Annotated in this window: 19 protein-coding genes; 15 read left to right on the top strand and 4 right to left on the bottom strand. The window is 71.9% G+C overall.

What is annotated here, in order from left to right:
• Positions 1–36: 36 nt before the first annotated feature.
• The 4 genes from ACF08W_RS15345 to ACF08W_RS15330 are packed head-to-tail and all read left to right on the top strand — an operon-like array spanning position 37 to position 5,922.
• Positions 37–1,644 carry a carboxyl transferase domain-containing protein gene (locus ACF08W_RS15345; RefSeq protein WP_352273841.1) on the top strand — a complete coding sequence of 536 codons (1,608 nt, stop codon included), beginning with the start codon at positions 37–39 and terminating at the stop codon, positions 1,642–1,644.
• Positions 1,645–1,657: 13 nt separating this feature from the next.
• Positions 1,658–3,778, top strand: coding sequence for an acetyl/propionyl/methylcrotonyl-CoA carboxylase subunit alpha (locus tag ACF08W_RS15340; RefSeq protein WP_392279538.1), 2,121 nt, complete (start codon positions 1,658–1,660; stop codon positions 3,776–3,778).
• Entirely contained in the window at positions 3,775–4,719 is a 945-nt protein-coding gene (locus ACF08W_RS15335) for a hydroxymethylglutaryl-CoA lyase (RefSeq protein ID WP_392279486.1), read from the top strand. The genes ACF08W_RS15340 and ACF08W_RS15335 overlap by 4 nt, the downstream gene beginning before the upstream one ends.
• A 36-nt stretch (positions 4,720–4,755) precedes the next feature.
• Complete coding sequence (locus ACF08W_RS15330) at positions 4,756–5,922, top strand: acyl-CoA dehydrogenase family protein (RefSeq protein ID WP_352273839.1); 1,167 nt, start codon at positions 4,756–4,758, stop codon at positions 5,920–5,922.
• 82 nt (positions 5,923–6,004) lie between these two features.
• On the opposite strand, the gene ACF08W_RS15325 is transcribed toward ACF08W_RS15330, so the two are convergent.
• On the bottom strand, positions 6,005–6,451 hold the full coding sequence (locus ACF08W_RS15325) for an RICIN domain-containing protein (protein WP_352273838.1): 447 nt from the start codon (positions 6,449–6,451) through the stop codon (positions 6,005–6,007).
• A gap of 385 nt (positions 6,452–6,836) precedes the next feature.
• Here ACF08W_RS15325 and ACF08W_RS15320 point away from each other — a divergent pair, with 385 nt between their 5' ends.
• Both ACF08W_RS15320 and ACF08W_RS15315 read left to right on the top strand, forming a co-directional pair.
• Positions 6,837–7,844, top strand: a complete 1,008-nt coding sequence (locus ACF08W_RS15320) for a DMT family transporter (RefSeq protein ID WP_392279485.1) — start codon at positions 6,837–6,839, stop codon at positions 7,842–7,844.
• 3 nt (positions 7,845–7,847) lie between these two features.
• Entirely contained in the window at positions 7,848–8,783 is a 936-nt protein-coding gene (locus tag ACF08W_RS15315; protein WP_392279484.1) for a LysR family transcriptional regulator, read from the top strand.
• 180 nt (positions 8,784–8,963) lie between these two features.
• On the opposite strand, the gene ACF08W_RS15310 is transcribed toward ACF08W_RS15315, so the two are convergent.
• Positions 8,964–10,406 (bottom strand): MFS transporter, encoded by a 1,443-nt coding sequence (locus ACF08W_RS15310; RefSeq protein WP_392279483.1) that lies wholly within the window; start codon positions 10,404–10,406, stop codon positions 8,964–8,966.
• A 192-nt stretch (positions 10,407–10,598) separates the two neighbouring features.
• Here ACF08W_RS15310 and ACF08W_RS15305 point away from each other — a divergent pair, with 192 nt between their 5' ends.
• The 3 genes from ACF08W_RS15305 (at position 10,599) to ACF08W_RS15295 (ending at position 12,117) form a co-directional block, all read left to right on the top strand.
• A complete protein-coding gene (locus ACF08W_RS15305; protein ID WP_392279482.1) occupies positions 10,599–11,054 on the top strand; it encodes a MarR family winged helix-turn-helix transcriptional regulator in 456 nt (151 codons plus the stop codon).
• A gap of 65 nt (positions 11,055–11,119) precedes the next feature.
• On the top strand, positions 11,120–11,761 hold the full coding sequence (locus ACF08W_RS15300) for a GNAT family N-acetyltransferase (RefSeq protein ID WP_392279481.1): 642 nt from the start codon (positions 11,120–11,122) through the stop codon (positions 11,759–11,761).
• Complete coding sequence (locus ACF08W_RS15295; RefSeq protein WP_392279480.1) at positions 11,758–12,117, top strand: hypothetical protein; 360 nt, start codon at positions 11,758–11,760, stop codon at positions 12,115–12,117. Before ACF08W_RS15300 ends, ACF08W_RS15295 begins: the two co-directional genes overlap by 4 nt.
• A gap of 19 nt (positions 12,118–12,136) precedes the next feature.
• Here the strand turns inward: ACF08W_RS15295 and ACF08W_RS15290 are convergent, their stop codons facing one another.
• Positions 12,137–13,054, bottom strand: a complete 918-nt coding sequence (locus ACF08W_RS15290; RefSeq protein ID WP_392279479.1) for an NAD(P)-dependent oxidoreductase — start codon at positions 13,052–13,054, stop codon at positions 12,137–12,139.
• A gap of 97 nt (positions 13,055–13,151) precedes the next feature.
• On the opposite strand from ACF08W_RS15290, the gene ACF08W_RS15285 reads away from it, so the two are divergent.
• The 4 genes from ACF08W_RS15285 to glmS all read left to right on the top strand — a co-directional run bounded on the left by ACF08W_RS15285 (position 13,152) and on the right by glmS (position 16,744).
• Positions 13,152–13,493 carry a helix-turn-helix domain-containing protein gene (locus ACF08W_RS15285; protein ID WP_352273830.1) on the top strand — a complete coding sequence of 114 codons (342 nt, stop codon included), beginning with the start codon at positions 13,152–13,154 and terminating at the stop codon, positions 13,491–13,493.
• A gap of 33 nt (positions 13,494–13,526) precedes the next feature.
• Positions 13,527–14,450, top strand: coding sequence for a DUF4429 domain-containing protein (locus tag ACF08W_RS15280; protein WP_392279478.1), 924 nt, complete (start codon positions 13,527–13,529; stop codon positions 14,448–14,450).
• Positions 14,451–14,558: 108 nt separating this feature from the next.
• Positions 14,559–14,834: a hypothetical protein gene (locus ACF08W_RS15275; protein WP_352273828.1), complete on the top strand. Its 276-nt coding sequence runs from the start codon at positions 14,559–14,561 to the stop codon at positions 14,832–14,834.
• 80 nt (positions 14,835–14,914) lie between these two features.
• On the top strand, positions 14,915–16,744 hold the full coding sequence (gene glmS, locus ACF08W_RS15270) for a glutamine--fructose-6-phosphate transaminase (isomerizing) (protein WP_352273827.1): 1,830 nt from the start codon (positions 14,915–14,917) through the stop codon (positions 16,742–16,744).
• 169 nt (positions 16,745–16,913) lie between these two features.
• On the opposite strand, the gene ACF08W_RS15265 is transcribed toward glmS, so the two are convergent.
• On the bottom strand, positions 16,914–17,435 hold the full coding sequence (locus tag ACF08W_RS15265) for a universal stress protein (RefSeq protein ID WP_352273826.1): 522 nt from the start codon (positions 17,433–17,435) through the stop codon (positions 16,914–16,916).
• A 970-nt stretch (positions 17,436–18,405) separates the two neighbouring features.
• Here ACF08W_RS15265 and ACF08W_RS15260 point away from each other — a divergent pair.
• Both ACF08W_RS15260 and orn read left to right on the top strand, forming a co-directional pair.
• Positions 18,406–19,617 (top strand): helix-turn-helix domain-containing protein, encoded by a 1,212-nt coding sequence (locus ACF08W_RS15260; protein WP_392279477.1) that lies wholly within the window; start codon positions 18,406–18,408, stop codon positions 19,615–19,617.
• A gap of 9 nt (positions 19,618–19,626) precedes the next feature.
• A complete protein-coding gene (gene orn / locus ACF08W_RS15255; protein ID WP_352273824.1) occupies positions 19,627–20,229 on the top strand; it encodes an oligoribonuclease in 603 nt (200 codons plus the stop codon).
• Positions 20,230–20,419 lie beyond the last annotated feature (190 nt).

Raw genomic sequence — 20,419 nt, 5'->3', positions numbered from 1 at the left:
TCAACCACTGCGGTACGGGCAAGGGGGCTCGACACGATGCAGCAGGCACCGGTGCTGGCGAGCGCGGCCGATCCCGCCTCCGAGGCCTGGAAGGCCAACGAGGCGGCGCATCACGCACTCGTCGACGAGCTGCGCGAGCGGCTCGCCAGAGCCAGGCTCGGCGGAGGTGAGAGGGCCCGCGCCCGGCATGTGGCGCGCGGCAAGCTCCTGCCCAGGGACCGGGTCGACACCCTGCTCGATCCGGGCTCCCCGTTCCTGGAGCTGGCTCCGCTGGCGGCCGAGGGGCTGTACGGGGGCGCCGCCCCGGCGGCCGGGGTGATCTCCGGGATCGGCCGGGTGAGCGGCCGCGAGTGCGTGATCGTCGCCAACGACGCCACGGTCAAGGGCGGCACGTACTACCCGATGACGGTGAAGAAGCACCTGCGCGCCCAGGAGGTGGCGCTGGAGAACCGTCTCCCCTGCCTCTACCTCGTCGACTCCGGCGGGGCCTTCCTGCCGATGCAGGACGAGGTCTTCCCCGACCGGGAGCACTTCGGGCGGATCTTCTACAACCAGGCCCGGATGTCCGGGGCCGGCATCCCGCAGATCGCCGCGGTCATGGGCTCGTGCACGGCCGGCGGGGCGTACGTCCCCGCGATGAGCGACGAGGCCGTGATCGTCCGCGACCAGGGCACGATCTTCCTGGGCGGCCCGCCGCTGGTGAAGGCCGCGACCGGCGAGGTCGTGACGGCCGAGGAGCTCGGCGGCGGCGAGGTCCACTCCCGCACCTCCGGGGTGACCGACCACCTCGCGGAGGACGACGCGCACGCGCTGCGGATCGTGCGGAACATCGTGGGCACCCTGCCGGACCGGGGCGCGCTGCCGTGGTCCGTGCGCCCCGTCGAGGAGCCGAAGGCCGACCCGGCGGGTCTGTACGGCGCCGTCCCGGTCGACTCCCGGACCCCGTACGACGTGCGGGAGGTGATCGCCCGGGTGGTGGACGGTTCACGGTTCGCCGAGTTCAAGGCCGAGTACGGCACGACGCTGGTCACCGGCTTCGCCCACATCCACGGCCACCCGGTCGGGATCGTCGCCAACAACGGCATCCTGTTCTCCGAGTCCGCCCAGAAGGGCGCCCACTTCATCGAGCTGTGCGACCAGCGCGGCATCCCGCTGGTCTTCCTGCAGAACATCTCCGGGTTCATGGTGGGGCGCGACTACGAGGCCGGCGGCATCGCCAAGCACGGCGCCAAGATGGTCACGGCGGTCGCCTGCACCCGCGTCCCCAAGCTGACCGTCGTCGTCGGTGGTTCGTACGGGGCGGGCAACTACTCCATGTGCGGCCGGGCCTACTCCCCCCGCTTCCTGTGGATGTGGCCCAACGCGAAGATCTCCGTCATGGGCGGCGAGCAGGCCGCCTCCGTCCTCGCGACGGTCAAGCGCGACCAGCTCGGTGACGACTGGAGCGCGGCCGACGAGGAGGCGTTCAAGGCGCCGATCCGCGAGCAGTACGAGACCCAGGGCAACGCCTACTACGCCACGGCCCGGCTCTGGGACGACGGTGTGATCGACCCGATGGAGACCCGGCAGGTACTGGGTCTCGCCCTGACCGCCTGCGCCAACGCCCCCCTGGGCGACGCCGGCTTCGGCGTCTTCCGGATGTGAGGAACAGATGACGATGTTCGACACGGTCCTGGTCGCCAACCGGGGCGAGATCGCGGTACGGGTCATCCGCACGCTGCGGGAGCTGGGCATCCGCTCGGTCGCCGTCTTCAGCGACGCGGACGCCGACGCCCGGCACGTCCGGGAGGCCGACACCGCCGTACGGATCGGGCCCGCCCCGGCCGCGCAGAGCTATCTGCACGTCCCCGCGCTGCTGGACGCGGCCCGCCGCTCCGGCGCGCAGGCCGTCCACCCCGGCTACGGGTTCCTCGCCGAGAACGCCGCGTTCGCGCGGGCGTGCGCCGAGGCGGGGCTGGTCTTCATCGGCCCGCCCGCCGCCGCGATCACGCTGATGGGCGACAAGATCCGGGCCAAGGAGACGGTCTCGGCGGCCGGTGTCCCGGTGGTGCCCGGCTCCTCGGGCAGCGGCCTCACCGACGCCCGACTGGTCGACGCGGCGCGGGAGATCGGTACGCCGGTGCTGCTGAAGCCCTCGGCGGGCGGCGGCGGCAAGGGCATGCGGCTGGTGCGCGACGAGGCGCTGCTCGGCGACGAGATCGCGGCGGCCCGGCGCGAGGCACGGGCCTCGTTCGGCGACGACACCCTGCTGGTGGAGCGGTGGATCGACCGGCCCCGGCACATCGAGATCCAGGTGCTGGCCGACGCCCACGGCCATGTGGTCCACCTCGGCGAGCGGGAGTGCTCGCTCCAGCGCCGCCACCAGAAGATCATCGAGGAGGCGCCGTCGGTCCTGCTCGACGAGGCGACCCGGGCGGCGATGGGCGAGGCGGCCGTGCAGGCGGCCCGCTCCTGCGGCTACGTCGGCGCGGGCACGGTCGAGTTCATCGTCCCGGGCGACGACCCGGGCGCGTACTTCTTCATGGAGATGAACACCCGTCTCCAGGTCGAGCACCCGGTGACCGAGCTGGTCACCGGCCTGGACCTGGTCGAGTGGCAGCTACGGGTCGCGGCCGGCGAACCGCTCCCCCTCGCCCAGGCCGACATCGCGCTCACCGGCCACGCGGTCGAGGCCCGGATCTGCGCCGAGGACCCGGCGCGCGGCTTCCTGCCCTCCGGCGGCACGGTCCTCGCCCTGCACGAACCGCAGGGCCACGGGGTGCGCACGGACTCCGGGCTCGCCGAGGGCGGCGAGGTCGGCAGCCTCTACGACCCGATGCTGTCGAAGGTCATCGCGTACGGGCCCGACCGGGCCACCGCCCTGCGCCGGCTGCGGGCGGCGCTCGCGGGGACGGCGGTGCTCGGCGTGCCGACCAACGCCGGGTTCCTGCGCCGGCTGCTCGCCCACCCGGCGGTCGCGGCGGGCGAGCTGGACACCGGCCTGGTGGAGCGCGAGGCGGCCGGGCTGGTCCCGGACGGGGTCCCCGAGGAGGTGTACGCGGCGGCGGCGCTGCTGCGTACCGCCCGCTCCGGTGCCGCCGGGTCGGCCGACGCCGCCGGCTGGGTCGACCCGTTCTCGGTGGCGAGCGGCTGGCGGCTCGGCGGCACCCCGGCCCGTACGGTGCTCGACTTCCGGCTCCCGGGCCACGACCCGGTGCAGGTGTCGCTGCGCTCCCGGCCCGACGAGGCGGGCGCCACGGTGCTGTGCTTCGGCCATGTCGGCGAGGACGCGGAGCCGCCGCGGCCGGACACCGGGTGCTGCGGACCGCTCGGCCCGCTGCCCGGCGGCCGGGAGACGGCCCGCGCGGTCCGGATCTCCGAGGGCCGGATCGCCTTCGAACTCGCCGGCGCCACCCACGCGTTCACCCATGCCGCCACCCCCGAAGGGGTGTGGCTCGGCCGGGACGGCGACAGCTGGTACGTCCAGGACCACGACCCGGTGGAGGCGTCCCTGTCCGGGGCGGGCCGCTCCGGGGCGGACACCCTCGCCGCGCCCATGCCCGGCACGGTCACGGTGGTGAAGGTGGCGGTCGGGGACCCGGTCGCGGCCGGGCAGAGCCTGCTGGTGGTGGAGGCGATGAAGATGGAGCACGTCATCTCCGCCCCGCACGCCGGGACGGTGACCGAACTGGACGTCGTCCCCGGCGCCACCGTCGCCATGGACCAGGTCCTGGCCGTGGTCACCCCCTCCGAAGCCCCCGCCGAAGCCCCCGCCGAACCCTCCGGGGAGGAAGCATGACGAGCGACGCGCGCACCCTGCCCATGACCGTACCGGCGCGGGACCTGCCCGCCCGGGTCCGGATCCACGAGGTCGGCGCCCGCGACGGGCTGCAGAACGAGAAGTCCGTCGTACCGACCGAGGTGAAGGCGGAGTTCATCCACCGGCTGGCCGCCGCCGGGCTCACCACCGTCGAGGCCACCAGCTTCGTGCACCCCAAGTGGGTGCCCCAACTGGCCGACGCGGAGGACCTGTTCCCCCGCCTCGCGGATCTCGACGGGGTCGCCCTGCCGGTCCTCGTCCCCAACGAGCGGGGACTGGAGCGGGCGCTGGCGCTCGGGGCGCGCCGGATCGCCGTGTTCGGTTCGGCGACGGAGACGTTCGCCTCCCGCAACCTGAACCGCACGGTCGACGAGTCGCTGGCGATGTTCGAGCCGGTCGTCGCCCGCGCCAAGGCCGACAACGTCCATGTGCGCGGCTACCTCTCGATGTGTTTCGGCGACCCCTGGGAGGGGCCCGTCCCGGTCCACCAGGTGGTGCGGGTCGCCAAGGCGCTGATGGACCTCGGCTGCGACGAGCTGTCCCTCGGCGACACCATCGGGGTCGCCACCCCTGGCCACGTGCGGGCCCTGCTCGCCGGGCTGAACGAGGAGGGGGTGGGCACCGACGTCATCGGGGTGCACTTCCACGACACGTACGGCCAGGCCCTGTCCAACACCCTCGCCGCCCTCCAGCACGGCGTGACCACCGTGGACGCCTCCGCGGGCGGCCTCGGCGGCTGCCCGTACGCGAAGAGCGCCACCGGGAACCTCGCCACCGAGGACCTGGTGTGGATGCTCCAGGGCCTCGGCATCGAGACCGGGGTCGATCTCGACGCGCTCACCGCCACCAGCGTGTGGCTCGCCGACCGCCTGGGCCGCCCCAGCCCGTCCCGTACCGTCCGCGCGCTCTCGGTGCGATAGGCACCCCGTCCCCGTCCCACAAGGAGTGACCCTGCCATGTCCCTGGACCACCGGCTGACCGCCGAACACGAGGAACTGCGGCGCACCGTCGAGGAGTTCGCGCACGACGTCGTCGCGCCGAAGATCGGCGACCTCTACGAACGGCACGAGTTCCCGTACGAGATCGTGCGGGAGATGGGGCGGATGGGCCTGTTCGGGCTGCCGTTCCCGGAGGAGTACGGCGGCATGGGCGGCGACTATCTCGCCCTCGGGATCGCCCTGGAGGAGCTGGCCCGGGTCGACTCGTCGGTGGCGATCACCCTGGAGGCCGGGGTCTCGCTCGGCGCGATGCCGGTGTACCGCTTCGGTACGGAGGAGCAGAAGCGGCGCTGGCTGCCGAGGCTCTGCTCGGGCGAGGCGCTGGGCGCCTTCGGCCTGACCGAGCCGGACGGCGGCTCGGACGCGGGCGGCACGCGCACGACGGCCGTGCGCGACGAGGCGGCCGGCGAGTGGGTGATCAACGGCTCGAAGTGCTTCATCACCAACTCCGGCACGGACATCACAGAGCTGGTCACGGTCACGGCGGTGACCGGCCGCAAGCCCGACGGGCGGCCGCTGATCTCCTCGATCATCGTGCCGTCCGGCACCCCCGGCTTCACCGTCGCCGCCCCGTACTCCAAGGTCGGCTGGAACTCCTCGGACACCCGCGAGCTGTCCTTCTCCGACGTCCGCGTGCCGCTGGAGAACCTGCTGGGCGAGGAGGGCCGGGGCTACGCCCAGTTCCTGCGCATCCTGGACGAGGGCCGGATCGCCATCGCCGCGCTCTCCACGGGGCTGGCGCAGGGCTGTGTGGACGAGTCGGTGAAGTACGCGGCCGAGCGCCACGCGTTCGGCAAGCCGATCGGCACCAACCAGGCCATCCAGTTCAAGATCGCCGACATGGAGATGCGCGCCCACATGGCCCGTATCGGCTGGCGCGACGCCGCCTCGCGGATGCTGGCGGGCGAGCCGTTCAAGAAGGAGGCGGCCATCGCCAAGCTGTACTCCTCCACGGTCGCCGTGGACAACGCCCGCGAGGCCACCCAGGTCCACGGCGGCTACGGGTTCATGAACGAGTACCCGGTGGCCCGCATGTGGCGCGACTCCAAGATCCTGGAGATCGGCGAGGGCACGAGCGAGGTCCAGCGCATGCTGATCGCCCGGGAGCTGGGCCTCCCGGCCTGAGTCCGGGTAGGCGCGACGGAACGGGACGGGGCGGGCCTCTGCGGAGGCCCGCCCCGTCGTCCGCGTACGGCTCCCGGGGCCGTTACCTCCAGCGCTGGTTGCCGCCGTCGTTGCAGCCCAGCGTGTAGACCCTGCCCGAACCGTTGCTGTCCAGGCACTTGCCGGTGGCGACGTTCTTCCACACCACGACGCCGGCGCCCGATTCCCGCGGCGTCCAGCGCTGGTTGCCGCCACCGTTGCAGCCGAGCGCGTAGACGTCACCGGCGCCGTTGCTGTCCAGGCACTTGCCCGTCGCCACGTCCTTGAGCTCGCCACCGCCGGTGTCGTCGAGCCGCACCGTCCAGTGCTGGTTGCCGCCGCCGTTGCACCCGAGCGTGTAGACCCTGCCCGCGTCGTTGCTGTCCAGGCACCTGCCCGTGGCCACGTTCTTGAACTGCACCTGCGGACCGGCGGACGCCGGGACGGACACCGCCCCCACCAGGGCGCATCCCAGGCCGACGATGGCCACCAGGGTGACGCGTGACCGCATGACCGAACCTCCTGCTTGAATCGACGGATCGAGGCTCGTGGGCTGCTCGCGACGGACCCGTACCGGCCCCCGCGAAGGGGGCGCCCGCCCCCTCGTACAGCGCGACCGCACCCGGGAGACCCGGGGCGCGGGCCCATGCTCGCCACTGCTGTCACCTCGTCGCATCGAGGGCGGCGCCATGGATTCCGTCCCTTTGTACCGCACCACCGGGACGTATCCCGCCGGAAACCGCCGTCACCCGTGCGGCGGCGGCCACTCGGTCCGCCCGAGGCCCACTCCCCACCTCCCGGAACCGTGAGCCTGGAATCCCGAATAAGCGCAACTAATGGTTTCCACCTAAAAGACTAAATGGAACTTTTCATTCCGGGCGAGGATGCTGGACCTTATGCAGCAACGCCTCATCTCCTCCCGCTTCCTCGCCCTGGCCGGCACCGTCGTCCTGTGGGCCTCGGCCTTCCCCTGCATCCGGGTCGGGGTCGACGGTCTGGGGGTGCAGGCTCTGTCGTTCCTACGGATCGTCATCGCCGCTGTTGCCCTGCTGCTGGTGGCGCCGTTCGCGAAGGTCCGCCTGCCCCGGTCCCGTGATCTGCCCATGGTTGCCTTGTGCGGGGCGACCGGGATCACCGCCTACCAGCTCCTGCTCAACTGGGGCGAGGTAAACGTGCCGGCCGGTACGGCGAGCCTGTTGATCGCGATCGTCCCCTCCTTCAGCGTGCTGCTGGGAAGCCTGTTCCTCAAAGAGCGGGTGAGCCGCAACACCGTCCTCGGCAGCGTCGTCGCGCTCGCCGGCGCCGCCATCGTCAGCCTGGCCAGGGGCACCGGCGGGTTCACCGTCTCCGCCCTCGTCGTCCTGGCCGCCGCGGTGGTCCAAGGGGTGTACCACGTCGCCACCAAGCCCCTGCTGCGTCACCACACCGGTCTTGAGGTCGCCACCTACGCGATGGTCGCCGGCACGGTCTTCGCTCTGCCGCTGGCTCCCGCCACCTGGCACGCGACTCTGCATGCATCGCCCGGCGCCCTGGCATCCGCGCTCTACCTGGGCCTGCTCCCCTCCGCGCTCGGCTTTGTCATCTGGGCGTATGCCGTCGCCCGACTACCGCTCGCCGCCTCGACCGCCGCCCTGTACCTGGTCCCGCCGGTGGCCCTGGTCATCTCCTTCGTCTGGCTGGGCGAGGTGCCCCACTTCGTCGAGCTGGTCGGCGGAGCGGTCGGCATCGCGGGAGTGATCACGATCAACCGGCGCACCCCGGTACAGCGCCGCCGCGGAGAGCGAGCGGATGCCCCCGGCCGCCCGGCGGTCGGCCAGCCCGCCCCCACACGCGGCGAGAACACCCGCCGCGGTCCGCAGCGCGTCGCGGAACCCGTCTCCGGCCCCGGCCCGATCAAGGAGTAGACCGTGCTCGATGTACGCCGCCTGCGCATCCTCCAGCACCTCGCCGCGTACGGGACCGTCGCGGCCACCGCGGAGGCTCTCCACCTGACACCACCAGCGGTCTCCCAGCACCTCGCCGCCCTGCAGAAGGAGGCCGGCACGCCAGTGGTGGAGAAGCAGGGACGCACGCTCCGGCTGACCGCGGCCGGGGAACTGCTGGTGGCTCATGCGGAGATCATCCTTGCGGAACTCGCGGCAGCCGAGTCCGGCCTGGCCGCCCTGCAGAGCGGCCGGCGCGGCATCGTACGGATCACCGCCTTCGCTTCCGCCGCCCGCGCCCTCGTCGCGCCCCTGTGGCAACGACTGGCCGAGAGCGATCCCGCCCCAGAACTGTCGCTGCGACTTTCCGTGCAAGAACCCGACCAAGCCCTCGACGAGCTGCACAAGCGTTCCACCGACCTCGCCCTGGTCCACAGCTACACCGTGCTGCCGCGTAGCTTCCCCGCCGCATACGAGCAGGCCGTCCTCATGGAGGAACCGGTGCTGCTCGCCCTGCATCCCCGCCAGGCCGGCGAGCTGGGGCTGCGGCCCGGCCAGCCGGTGGACCTGTCCCGCGCGGCAGACCTGCCCTGGCTCACCCCAGGACCGGAGACCTCCTGCTACGAGATGATCCAACGCGCCTGCGGCTCGGCCGGCTTCGTCCCGGACATCAGGGCCCGGAGCAGCGACTTCGCCGTGCTGGCAGCCCTGGTCGCCGCAGGAGCGGGTACCGCCCTCATCCCTCGTATGGCACTACCCGACACCACCGGGTTCCTCAGCCTCCACCCCTTGCTCCTCCCCGTCTCCCGGTCCATCTTCACCGTCAGCCGTGCGGGAACCAGCAAACGCCCCGACCTGCGGCACGTACTGCAACTGCTTCACGACCAAGCCGCGGCCCCCGGCACCAAGCGACTCACATGAACGGTCCTTTGCCCGAGCGAGATCAAGCGCGACGGCCCGGCGAAGGCGGAGCGTCGTGGCGGTCCGCAGAACTCGTTCCCACTCAAAGGCGGTTCGGGACACTTCCGCGAGTCGCTCGAAGAAAACCGCCCGTCCCCCACTTGTGCGGGGAACGGGCGGCGGCAGTACGCGAATCGCGGGTCAGACCTTGGCCGGGGCCGGCTCGGGCGTGGCGTCGGCGTCCTCACCGGTGCGGCGCATGGCCGGGATGAGGGCGGCGACGGCGGCCGCGACCAGGGCGACGCCGCAGCCGACCATGAGCCCGGTACGGAAGCCGTTCTCCGAGGTGAGGGTGTAGCCGCCCATGGTGACGGTCATCTGGGAGAGGACGACGCCGACCACCGCGGCGCCGATCGACGTGCCGAGCGAGCGCATCAGCGTGTTGAAGCCGTTGGCGGCGGCGGTCTCCGACAGCGGGACCGAGCCCATGATCAGCGCGGGCATCGAGCCGTACGCCAGGCCGACGCCGCTGCTGGTCACCATGCCGACCACCATCAGGCCCCACGCGGAGCCCATCAGCACCAGCGCCAGGCCGTAGCCGACCGCGATGACGAGGATGCCGCAGACCAGGGTGAACTTGGGGCCGCGGGCGTCGATGAGCTTTCCGCCGAGCGGGGAGACGATCATCATCATGATGCCGCCGGGCGCCATCCACAGACCCGCCGCGAGCATCGACTGGCCGAGCCCGTAGCCGGTCTCGGAGGGGAACTGGAGGAGCTGCGGCGAGATCAGCATGGCGGCGTACATGCCGAAGCCGACGAAGACCGAGGCGAGGTTGGTCATCAGCACCCGGGGGCGGGCGGTGGTGCGCAGGTCGACCAGCGGGTCACGGGTACGCAGCTCCCACAGGCCCCAGGCGAGCAGCACGACCACCGCGGCGACGAACAGGCCGAGCGTGGTGGCCGAGCCCCAGCCCCAGTCCGCGCCCTTGGACACCGCGAGCAGCAGGCAGACCAGCCCCACCCCGAGGCCGAGCGCGCCGAGCACGTCGAACCGCTGCCCCTTGGCCCCGGCCGGCACGTCGGGGATCAGGAACCAGATCAGCGCCGCGACGACGGCGGCCAGGCCGGCCGAGCCCCAGAAGAGCACCCGCCAGTCGGTGTACTGGGCGACCGCCGCGGCGATCGGCAGGCCGAGCGCACCGCCGATGCCCATGGAGGCGCTGACCAGCGCGATGGAGGAGCTGAGCTTCTCCGCCGGGACCACGTCGCGCAGCAGCGCGATGCCCAGCGGCAGGACGCCCATGCCCATGCCCTGGAGGCCGCGGCCGACGATCATCGGGACGACGGACGACGAGAGCGCGCACACCACCGAACCGGCTATCAACGGCACGGAGCAGACGAGGAGCATGCGCCGCTTGCCGACCATGTCGCCGAGCCGGCCGGAGACGGGCACGCAGACGGCGGAGACCAGCAGGGTGACGGTGATCACCCAGGCCGCGTTCGAGGGGGTGGTGTTCAGGATCTGCGGCAGCTCGGCGATGAGCGGGGTGACCAGGGTCTGCATGATCGCCGCCGTGACCCCGGCGATGGCCAGGGTGGCGACGATGCCGCCAGTGCGGGTTGATGGCTGGGGTGCGCCCATCCGGGACTCCTCGGGTGTGTATCGGGAAGAAGGCTATGTATCGTACACACTCCATGCAGCTTGCATGTTATATGTACGCTACATAGCCTGTGGGAGAATGGGAGCCGGCCCCCGTGACCCATCGGGCGCCGGCGAAGAGCGGGGCCCCGGGCATCCGGACACCGCGACGACGAGGGAAGACGGCAGGCACCCATGACCAGGCCCACCCATGAGGTCGAGTACGAGCAGATGCTCCTCAGCCGCCACAGCCTGCTGCGGAACAAGGGCGGGCGGCGCAAGGGCGGCCTGATGGACCACAGCGCCTACGTCCTGCTCAGCCGCATCCGCGTCCAGGGGCCGATGTCGATCGGCGAGCTCAGCGACGCCTTCGGGCTCGACGCGTCCACCCTCAACCGGCAGACCGCGGCGGCCATGCGCGCCGGGCTCGTGGAGCGCATACCGGACCCCTCGGGCGGCATGGCCCGCAAGTTCCGGATCACCGAGGAGGGCGCCCGCACGCTCGACGCGGAGCGCAAGGGCATCGTCGACTCCCTGGAGCGGGTCATGACCGACTGGTCGGACGAGGACATCTCCGGTTTCGCCGCCTACCTGCGCCGTTTCAACACCGACATCGAGCGGCTGGCCGGCCGGCCCTGGCCGCGCCCCTGACGCCCCCGGGGCCGCCCGCCGGAATCCGTTCGACAGCGCGGCCCCGCCCCCGGCAGAGTCCGGACATGACGCCACAGCACTGGCCCCTGTACGGGCTCCGACTCCGCACGCCCCGCCTGGAGCTGCGCCTCCCGGACCTGGAACTGCTCGACGACCTCGCCTCGGTCGCGGCCGACGGGGTGCACGCCCCGGGCGAGACGCCGTTCACGATGCCCTGGACGGACGCACCGCCCGCCGGTCGCGCCCGGGCCACCTTCCAGCACGTGCTGCACACCCTCGCCGACTGGTCGCCCCGGAACTGGACGCTCGGCCTCGCCGTGCTGCACGAGGGCAGGGCGATCGGGCGGCAGGACCTGACGGGGAAGGACTTCGCGATCACCGGCGAGGTTGCCTCCGGGTCCTGGCTGGGCCTCGCCCACCAGGGCCGGGGCCTCGGTACCGAGATGCGCGCCGCCGTCCTGCATCTGGCCTTCGCCGGCCTCGGGGCCCGGAGCGCCGTGTCGGCCGCGATGACCGACAACGCCCGCTCCCTGGGCGTGTCGCGCCGGCTGGGCTATCTGCCGGACGGCCTCACGGTCACCGCCGTCGGCGACGTGCCCTGCACCCTGCAACGGCTGCGGATCGACCGCGCCCGCTGGGAGGAGTGCCGGAGCATCGAGGTCAGCGTCGAGGGGCTCGACGACTGCCGGGCGGAGTTCGGGGCATGAGCCTGCTCGTCCACACCTTCGTCTACGACGAGGACGGCCGGCAGCGGCTGCTCGACGACCCCGAGGACGGCAGCGACATGGCCGGGTTCGAACGGACCCGGACCGCGCTCTGGGGCTCGGAGTGCGCACGGGCCCTCGGCGCCCGGTTCCTCCCGGAACTGGCCGACGGCAACCTCTACGTACAGCCGGAGGACATCGAGGACTTCCTCGCCGAGTGCGCACTGCTGCGCCGGCACACGGCCGAGCTCGCCGAGCACAGCGGCTACCGGGAGGACTACGTTGCCGTCCGGCTCTCCCACATCCACCGCGCCGCCCTGCGCGCCCGGTCGGTCGGCGGCGGGGTCCTGGTCTGGTGAGTCCGGACCGGCGACGGGCTCAGCGCACCAGCAGGTCGACCACCCCCGTCAGGTCCTCGTCGCCGCCGCCCCCGGCCAGGCGGCGGCGCATCAGGTCGAAGTAGGGGCGGAGCAGTTCCGCGCTCACCCCCTGCTCCTCGGCGGCGCGCAGGAAGGCGGGCGTACCGGCCACCTGCATGGCGAGGTTGGACACCACGCCCTCGGTGTAGTCGCCGCTGCGCAGGTTCGCGGCCGTCCGGTGCACCGACGGGGCCATCGCGACGAGCCAGTCGGCCAGCAGCGGGGCGAACGCCACGGGGTCGACGTCCTCCTTCCGGATCAGGGCGAAGGCGTGCGCGGCCCCGGCGAACATCCCGTACATGGCACCGAGCAGGGCCATGTCGTACAGGGCCGCGAACCCCGGGTCCGTACCGACCCAGGTGGCCCCGGCCGGAACGCTCAGGGTCTCCCGGTGCTCCTCGAACAGCTCCCGGGAGCCGCTGTGGAGGATGTAGCCGCCCGCGCCCGGGACACCGATCATCGGGGGTACGGCCATGATCCCGCCGTCCAGGTAGCGGGCACCTCGCTCCTGGGCCCACCGGGCGCGGGCGCGGGCCTCGGCCGGGGTGCCGGTGGTCAGGTCGACCAGGTCCTTGCCGGCCAGGTCGACGCCGTCCAGCACGGTGGCGACGGAGGCGTCGTCCAGCAGGCAGACGACGACCAGCCGGTTCGCCGCGACCGCCGCGGCGGCATCGTCCGCGGCCCGCGCGCCCTCGCCGACGAGCGCGGCCGCGCGGGCGAGGGTGCGGTTCCAGACGGTGAGCGGATGGCCCTCGGCGAGCCAGGCCCGGGCCAGGGCCGTCCCCATGGCGCCGAGGCCCAGCAGGGTCAGAGGAGCCTTCGCGCCGGAGGTCCCCACGGTCTTCTTCTCGGTCGTTCCGACCAGGTGCTGTGTCATGGGGTCGAGGCTGCTGGCCGCCGCGGAAACGATCAAGTACGCACTTCGGAGTGGGTGGTTACCCTCGGGTGAGCAAGCACGTCGAAGGGGTGGGGGCATGGCGACGCTGAACCGGCCGGGCACGCCGGAAGGGCATGTCTGCGGGATCGACACCGCGATGGAAGTGATCGGCGGCAAGTGGAAGGTGCTCGTCCTGTGGGCGCTCCACGAGCACCCCCGCCTCCGCTTCGGCGAGCTGCGCCGGAAGCTGCCCGGGGTCACCGAGAAGGTGCTCGCCTCCCACCTGCGGGAGATGGAGGCGGACGGTGTGGTGCGCCGCGTCTCCTACGAGGAGGTCCCGCCCCGCGTCGAGTACTCGCTGACCGAGGACGGCACCCGCCTCAACGAAGCGCTCCGCCCGCTGGCCGCCTGGGGGCGCGAGCGGGCGGCCGCCCCCTGAGCCCCTTCCGCGCGGGCTGACAGAATCGACGGCATGGCGGACATCATCCAGCGCGACGGGACCTGGACCTTCGACGGCGAGGCGGTACGGATCGTGCCCGGCCGGGGCAAGGGCATCCATCCGATCCGGGAGGCGCTCGGGGAACGGGTCGTCCCGCTGGACGCCCTGGCGGGCATCTCCTTCGAGCCGGACCGCAAGGGCGGCCGGCTGCGGTTGCGGCTGCGCGACGGGGCGTGCCCGGTGCTGCGCGCCGCCGACGGCCGGCTGACCGGCGCGGCGGACCCGTACCAACTGGCCGTGGAGAAGGACCGCGACGGGGTGGCGGAGTACTTCGTCGACGCGGTGCGCAACGCCCTGCTGGTCGAGCAGGTGCCCACCGGCCCGGTCGACGGCTTCCTGCTGCCGGGGCCCTCGCTGCCGGTCGCCGGTGGCGGCGGGGACGGCACGGCCTCCTTCGACGGGGAGACGGTGCGGCTCACCTGGAACTGGAAGGCCGCCGAGGCCAAGTCCGCGCACGGCCCGGTGGCGTTCCCCGTGGCGGAAGTGACGGACGTGCGCTGGATGCCCGCCATCGGCCTGGAGAACGGACACCTCCGCTTCTTCCGGGCCGGGGTTCCGGCGTCGCCGCTCCCGCCCGAGAAGGACCCGTACTCGCTGGACCTGTGGGGGCTGTCGAAGAAGGAGCACACGGCCGCGCTGGTCGCGGCGGCGGTCCTGGTGCGGCTGCCCGGCACCCCGGCCGGCACCGGTGCCGGTACCGGCCCGGACGCCCTGCCCAAGGCCGGACCCGGTGCCGGCACCGGTGCCGAGCCCGCGGCGATCGCGCCCCCGGCCGGGAGCGACGACCACGACGTTCTTCTGCGCAGGCTCCGCGAGCTCGGCGACCTGCACCGCGCCGGGGTTCTCACGGACGACGAGTTCACCGCCGCCAAGCAGGCCGTGCTCAAGCGCCTGTAGGGCGTGACCGGGCGACCGACCCCACCCCGAGACCGCAATCACACCGATCCCTGCCCGATATCGGGCAGGATTGTTGCATAAGCGTCTCATCGACCGCAGTATCAACGAGTGCTCGAACGCCGACCGTCGCACGACGACCTCATCGACCACCTGGTGCGCAGCACCGCGCTCCAGCGCGGTGAGGCCGCCCGGGTTGTCCTCGACGTGCTGGCGTACTTCGACGAGACCACCGAGGACTTCGTCCGCCGCCGCCACCGCGAACTGCAGTCCGGCGGCCTGGTCAACGCGGAGATCTTCGAACGGATCGCGGCCGAGCTGCCGCACCGCGCGGTGGCGCCGCCGGAGCTCTCGCTCCGCCAGCTGCGCCGCATCGTCTACGGCTGAAGCGGCCGCACCGCCCACGGGCGGGCGGACGGGCAGGCGCACGAGCACCAGGAACACATCGTCGGAGGGGCAGAGACTCTATGTGCGGAATCGTCGGATACATCGGGAAGCGCGACGTGGCTCCCCTGCTGCTGGAGGGGCTGCAGCGGCTGGAGTACCGGGGTTACGACTCCGCGGGCATCGTCATCACCGGCAAGGCGACGGCCGGCAAGCCCGCCGCGCTGCGGATGGTGAAGGCGAAGGGCCGGGTCCGCGAGCTGGAGGCCCGCGTCCCCAAGCGCTTCACCGGCACCACCGGTATCGCCCACACCCGCTGGGCCACCCACGGCGCCCCGAGCGACGAGAACGCGCACCCGCACCTGGACGCCGACAACAAGGTCGCCGTCGTCCACAACGGGATCATCGACAACGCCTCCGAGCTGCGCACCCGGCTCGTCGCCGACGGCGTCGTCTTCCTCTCCGAGACCGACACCGAGGTGCTGGTCCACCTGATCGCCCGCTCCCCGGCGGACACCCTGGAGGAGAAGGTCCGCGAGGCGCTGCGCTCGGTCGAGGGCACGTACGGCATCGCCGTCATGCACGCCGACTTCAACGACCGCATCGTGGTCGCCCGCAACGGCTCCCCGGTCGTCCTCGGCATCGGCGAGAAGGAGATGTTCGTCGCCTCGGACGTCGCCGCGCTGGTCGCCCACACCCGCCAGGTCGTGACCCTGGACGACGGCGAGATGGCCACCCTCAAGGCCGACGACTTCCGTACGTACACCACGGAGGGCTCGTCCACGACGGCCACGCCGACCACCGTGGAGTGGGAGGCCGAGTCGTACGACATGGGCGGCCACGACACGTACATGCACAAGGAGATCTCCGAGCAGGCCGACGCCGTGGACCGGGTGCTGCGCGGCCGGATCGACGACCGGTTCGCCACCGTGCACCTGGGCGGCCTCAACCTGGACGCCCGCGAGGCGCGCGGGGTCCGCCGGATCAAGATCCTGGGCTGCGGCACCTCGTACCACGCGGGCCAGATCGGCGCCCAGTTGATCGAGGAGCTGGCCCGCATCCCCGCGGACGCCGAGCCGGCCTCCGAGTTCCGCTACCGCAACCCGGTCGTCGACCCGGACACGCTGTACGTCGCGGTCTCCCAGTCCGGCGAGACCTACGACGTGCTGGCCGCCGTCCAGGAGCTCAAGCGCAAGGGCGCCCGGGTGCTCGGCGTCGTCAACGTGGTGGGCTCGGCCATCGCCCGCGAGGCCGACGGCGGTACCTACGTCCACGCCGGCCCCGAGGTCTGCGTGGTCTCCACCAAGTGCTTCACCAACACGGTGGTCGCCTTCGCGCTGCTCGCCCTGCACCTGGGCCGCATCCGTGACCTGTCGGTCGCCGACGGCAAGCGGATCATCGAGGGGCTGCGCAAGCTCCCCGCCCAGATCAGCGAGATCCTCGCCAACGAGGACGAGATCAAGAGGATGGCCGCCGAGTACGCGGACGCCAAGTCGATGATGTTCATCGGCCGGGTGCGCGGTTACCCGGTCGCCCGCGAGGCGTCGCTGAAGCTCAAGGAGGTCTCGTACATCCACGCCGAGGCGTACCCGGCCTCCGAGCTGAAGCACGGGCCGCTGGCCCTGATCGAGCCCGCGATGCCGACGGTCGCGATCGTGCCGGACGACGACCTGCTGGAGAAGAACCGGGCCGCGCTGGAGGAGATCAAGGCCCGGGACGGCCGCATCCTCGCCGTCGCCCACCAGGTGCAGGAGAAGGCCGACCACACCATCGTCGTCCCGAAGAACGAGAACGAGCTGGACCCGATCCTCATGGGCATCCCGCTCCAGCTCTTCGCGTACCACACGGCGCTGGCCATGGGCCGGGACATCGACAAGCCGCGCAACCTGGCGAAGTCCGTCACGGTCGAGTAGGTCCACCCGCCCCGCGCCCGTACGTCCCGTACACCGTCGCCCCGCCGGTCCGTCAACACCGTGCTTCCACGGACGAGTTGACTCATGACCGGCGGGGCGACGCCCGTTCGGGGAACGGCTTGGGAAACAGATCGGGGAAACGGGTCGGGAAAACAGATCGGGAAACCGGTCAGGGGATGACGACGACCGGGCGCTGCGCGCGCCGTGCGAGGCGGCCGGCCACCGAGCCGAAGATGCGGCCGACGACGCCGTGCGTGGAGCCCACGACGATGGCGTCCGCCGAGTACTCCCGCCCGACCTCCTCCAGCTCGTGGCAGATGTCCCCGCCGCGCTCGACCAGCACCCAGGGCACCTCGGAGAGGTAGTCCGCGCAGGCGAGCTCCAGCCCGAGGACCTCGGTGCGGTGATCGGGCACATCGACGAAGACGGGCGGTTCGCAGCCCGCCCAGACCGTGGTGGGCAACCGGTTGGCGACGTGGACGATGATCAGGCCGGAACCCGATCTTCGGGCCATACCGATGGCATAGGCGAGGGCCCGCTCACTGGAGGTCGAGCCGTCGAAACCGACCACCACTCCGTGGCGGAAGGCCGGATCGCAGGAATGACGTGCTTCTTCGACCGCCAGCGGGTCCGACAGGTGGTCGGCTACCTGCTTGCGGTCGGCGGGTTCAGGGATTTCGTGACCGGCCATCGGTGTCTCGGCGAAGAGAGTCCTCGTGAGGAGAGCGACTGGGGAAGGTGCGCCAGCAGGCGGTGTTGCGGTGTCCGGGAATCATCTTCCCAACCCCTTACCCCCAAGGGTACGGCGCCACTCCTCCACCGCCCAGATCCGCGCAAAGCGCGCTCGACGTGTCACGGAGCATGCCCGAGGCGGTCCCGGATGGCAATGGCGCCTGTGTCGTACACCGACGCCGCGAGCCCCCCGGCGGTCCCTCTCGGTGATCGCGCGCAGCCGAATGCGTCACCCCGCCCACGCGGAGTTCGGCCACCGGCCCCCGTACGCCCCGAAGCGCCCCGCGGCACCGGCCGCCGGCCCTCCCGGGACGGTGGATCACCCCAGAGGCCCCACCGCGCCCGCCGCGGCCCGCCCGCCCCGCTCCGGCCCCCGGCGCACCCCGTTCCGGCAGCCACATGGCCAAAGACACACACCTGGCGCGTGGGCGGAAACCAGTCGCCGCGTGTCGCCGGTGCCGTCTCGCCCGTAATCGACCGTCCTGCCTGCTCCGGGGGCGCGCAGAAGCGGTTGTTCAGCCGGGTTGTGCGCCGGTTCATTGACCGAATCACGTATGCACAACCATCTATTTCAAGCCAACTTCACCTCCCTGCCCGTTCCTTGCCGAAATGGCCGACGAACCCCCTTGCACCAGGCAGGAAGAGACCGCGCGGTACGCTTCTGCCCAACGGGGACGGGCCATCAATGCGCAGCGCACTTCCCTCTGCGTCCTCCAGATGCAACGCTTCGTGATCGAACGCTTCCCGCCAAGTGACCTTGTCGACATAACGCCGGTGGGCGAACTTGTCACCTCGGCACCACGGGACGCAGTAGATTCGATCTTGGGTTTCGAAGTCTGGGGAACCCGCGCAGGACCGAGGGGAAAAGTGCAGCAGCGACAGGCCCGTAAGGACCAGGGAGACGCGAACACCGAGGGGGGCTTAGCGTCATGAGCCAGGACTCCGCCACCGCAACGGAGGCTGTACGGAAGCTCAGCGGCCGTCGGCGACGTGAAGTCGTCGCCGTGCTGCTGTTCAGCGGCGGCCCCATCTTCGAGAGCTCGATCCCGCTCTCCGTGTTCGGAATCGACCGTCAGGACGCGGGAGTTCCGCGCTACCGCCTGCTCGTGTGCGGTGGCGAGGAAGGACCGCTTCGTACCACCGGCGGGCTCGAACTGACCGCGCCGTACGGGCTGGAGGCGATCAGCAGGGCCGGCACCGTCGTGGTGCCCGCCTGGCGCTCGATCACTTCGCCGCCGCCCGCAGAGGCACTGGACGCGCTCCGCCGCGCCCATGAGGAAGGCGCCCGCATCGTCGGGCTGTGCACGGGCGCGTTCGTGCTCGCCGCCGCGGGCCTGCTCGACGGCCGCCCCGCGACCACCCACTGGATGTACGCACCGACGCTGGCCAAGCGCTACCCGTCGGTGCACGTCGACCCGCGCGAGCTCTTCGTCGACGACGGCGACGTGCTCACCTCCGCCGGAACGGCGGCCGGGATCGACCTCTGTCTGCACATCGTCCGTACGGACCACGGCACGGAGGCCGCCGGGGCACTGGCCCGTCGGCTCGTCGTGCCGCCCCGGCGCAGTGGCGGTCAGGAGCGCTACCTCGACAGGTCTTTACCTGAAGAGATCGGCTCCGACCCGCTCGCCGAGGTCGTGGCCTGGGCCCTGGAGCATCTGCACGAGCAGTTCGACGTGGAGACGCTGGCGGCGCGCGCCTACATGAGCAGGCGGACCTTCGACCGGAGGTTCCGTTCGCTCACCGGCAGCGCACCGCTCCAGTGGCTGATCACCCAGCGGGTGCTGCAGGCGCAGCGGCTGCTGGAGACGTCCGAGTACTCGGTCGACGAGGTGGCGGGCCGCTGCGGCTTCCGCTCGCCGGTCGCGCTGCGCGGGCATTTCCGGCGCCAGCTGGGCTCCTCCCCCGCGGCGTACCGGGCCGCCTACCGGGCCCGTCGCCCGCAGGGCGGGGATCCGGTGCCCTCGGCGCCGGAGACGGTGGTGCCCGTCCAGGGCGGCGCGATGCTCCGGCGGGCCACGGGCCCGCAGGTGATCACGCCGCCACCGCCCGGCCCGGTCCCGCCCGAGCCGGGGAAGCCCGGACCCGACGCGTACACGACCGGACGCCCGACCCTGCCGGGGCAGCGCAGCGCCCCGTAGGGTGGGGCCATGAACGATCGCATGGTGTGGATCGACTGCGAGATGACCGGGCTCTCGCTGACGGACGACGCACTCATCGAGGTGGCCGCACTGGTCACCGACTCGGAGCTGAACGTGCTCGGCGAAGGGGTGGACATCGTGATCCGCCCGCCGGACGCGGCCCTGGAGACGATGCCCGAGGTGGTACGGCAGATGCATACCGCCTCGGGCCTCCTCGACGAGCTGGCCGGGGGTACCACCCTGGCCGACGCCGAGGCCCAGGTACTGAACTATGTCCGCGAGCATGTGAAGGAGCCCGGCAAGGCTCCCCTCTGCGGGAACTCGGTCGCCACCGACCGCGGATTCCTGGCCCGGGACATGTCCGCCCTGGAGGGCTACCTCCACTACCGGATCGTCGACGTCTCCTCGATCAAGGAACTGGCCCGGCGCTGGTACCCGAGGGCGTACTTCAACAGTCCGGAGAAGAACGGCAACCACCGGGCGCTCGCGGACATCCGCGACTCCATCACGGAGCTGCGCTACTACCGCGAGGCGGTCTTCGTGCCGCAGCCGGGCCCGGACTCGGAGCGCGCGAAGGCCGTCGCGGCCCACGTCTCGCGCCCCGCGTCGTAGCGCTCCCGCCAGCCTTAGTTCTGTGGCGTTCGCGCCGTGGGCCCGTGCGGCGGGCCCGTGTCGCGGGCGCGTGTCGTAGCCCTCTGCGAAGCCGCTGGTCATGGCCTTTCCGCGAGCATTTCGAGGACATGGCCCAGCGGCCGAACAACTTGGGAGCGAGCACCCTCTCGGACCCTGTACACTTTTTCTC

The sequence above is a fragment of the Streptomyces sp. NPDC015144 genome (genome assembly GCF_043079735.1).
In the GTDB taxonomy this organism is placed as follows: Bacteria; Actinomycetota; Actinomycetes; order Streptomycetales; family Streptomycetaceae; genus Streptomyces.
This window is presented reverse-complemented; position numbering and strand designations above follow the sequence as displayed.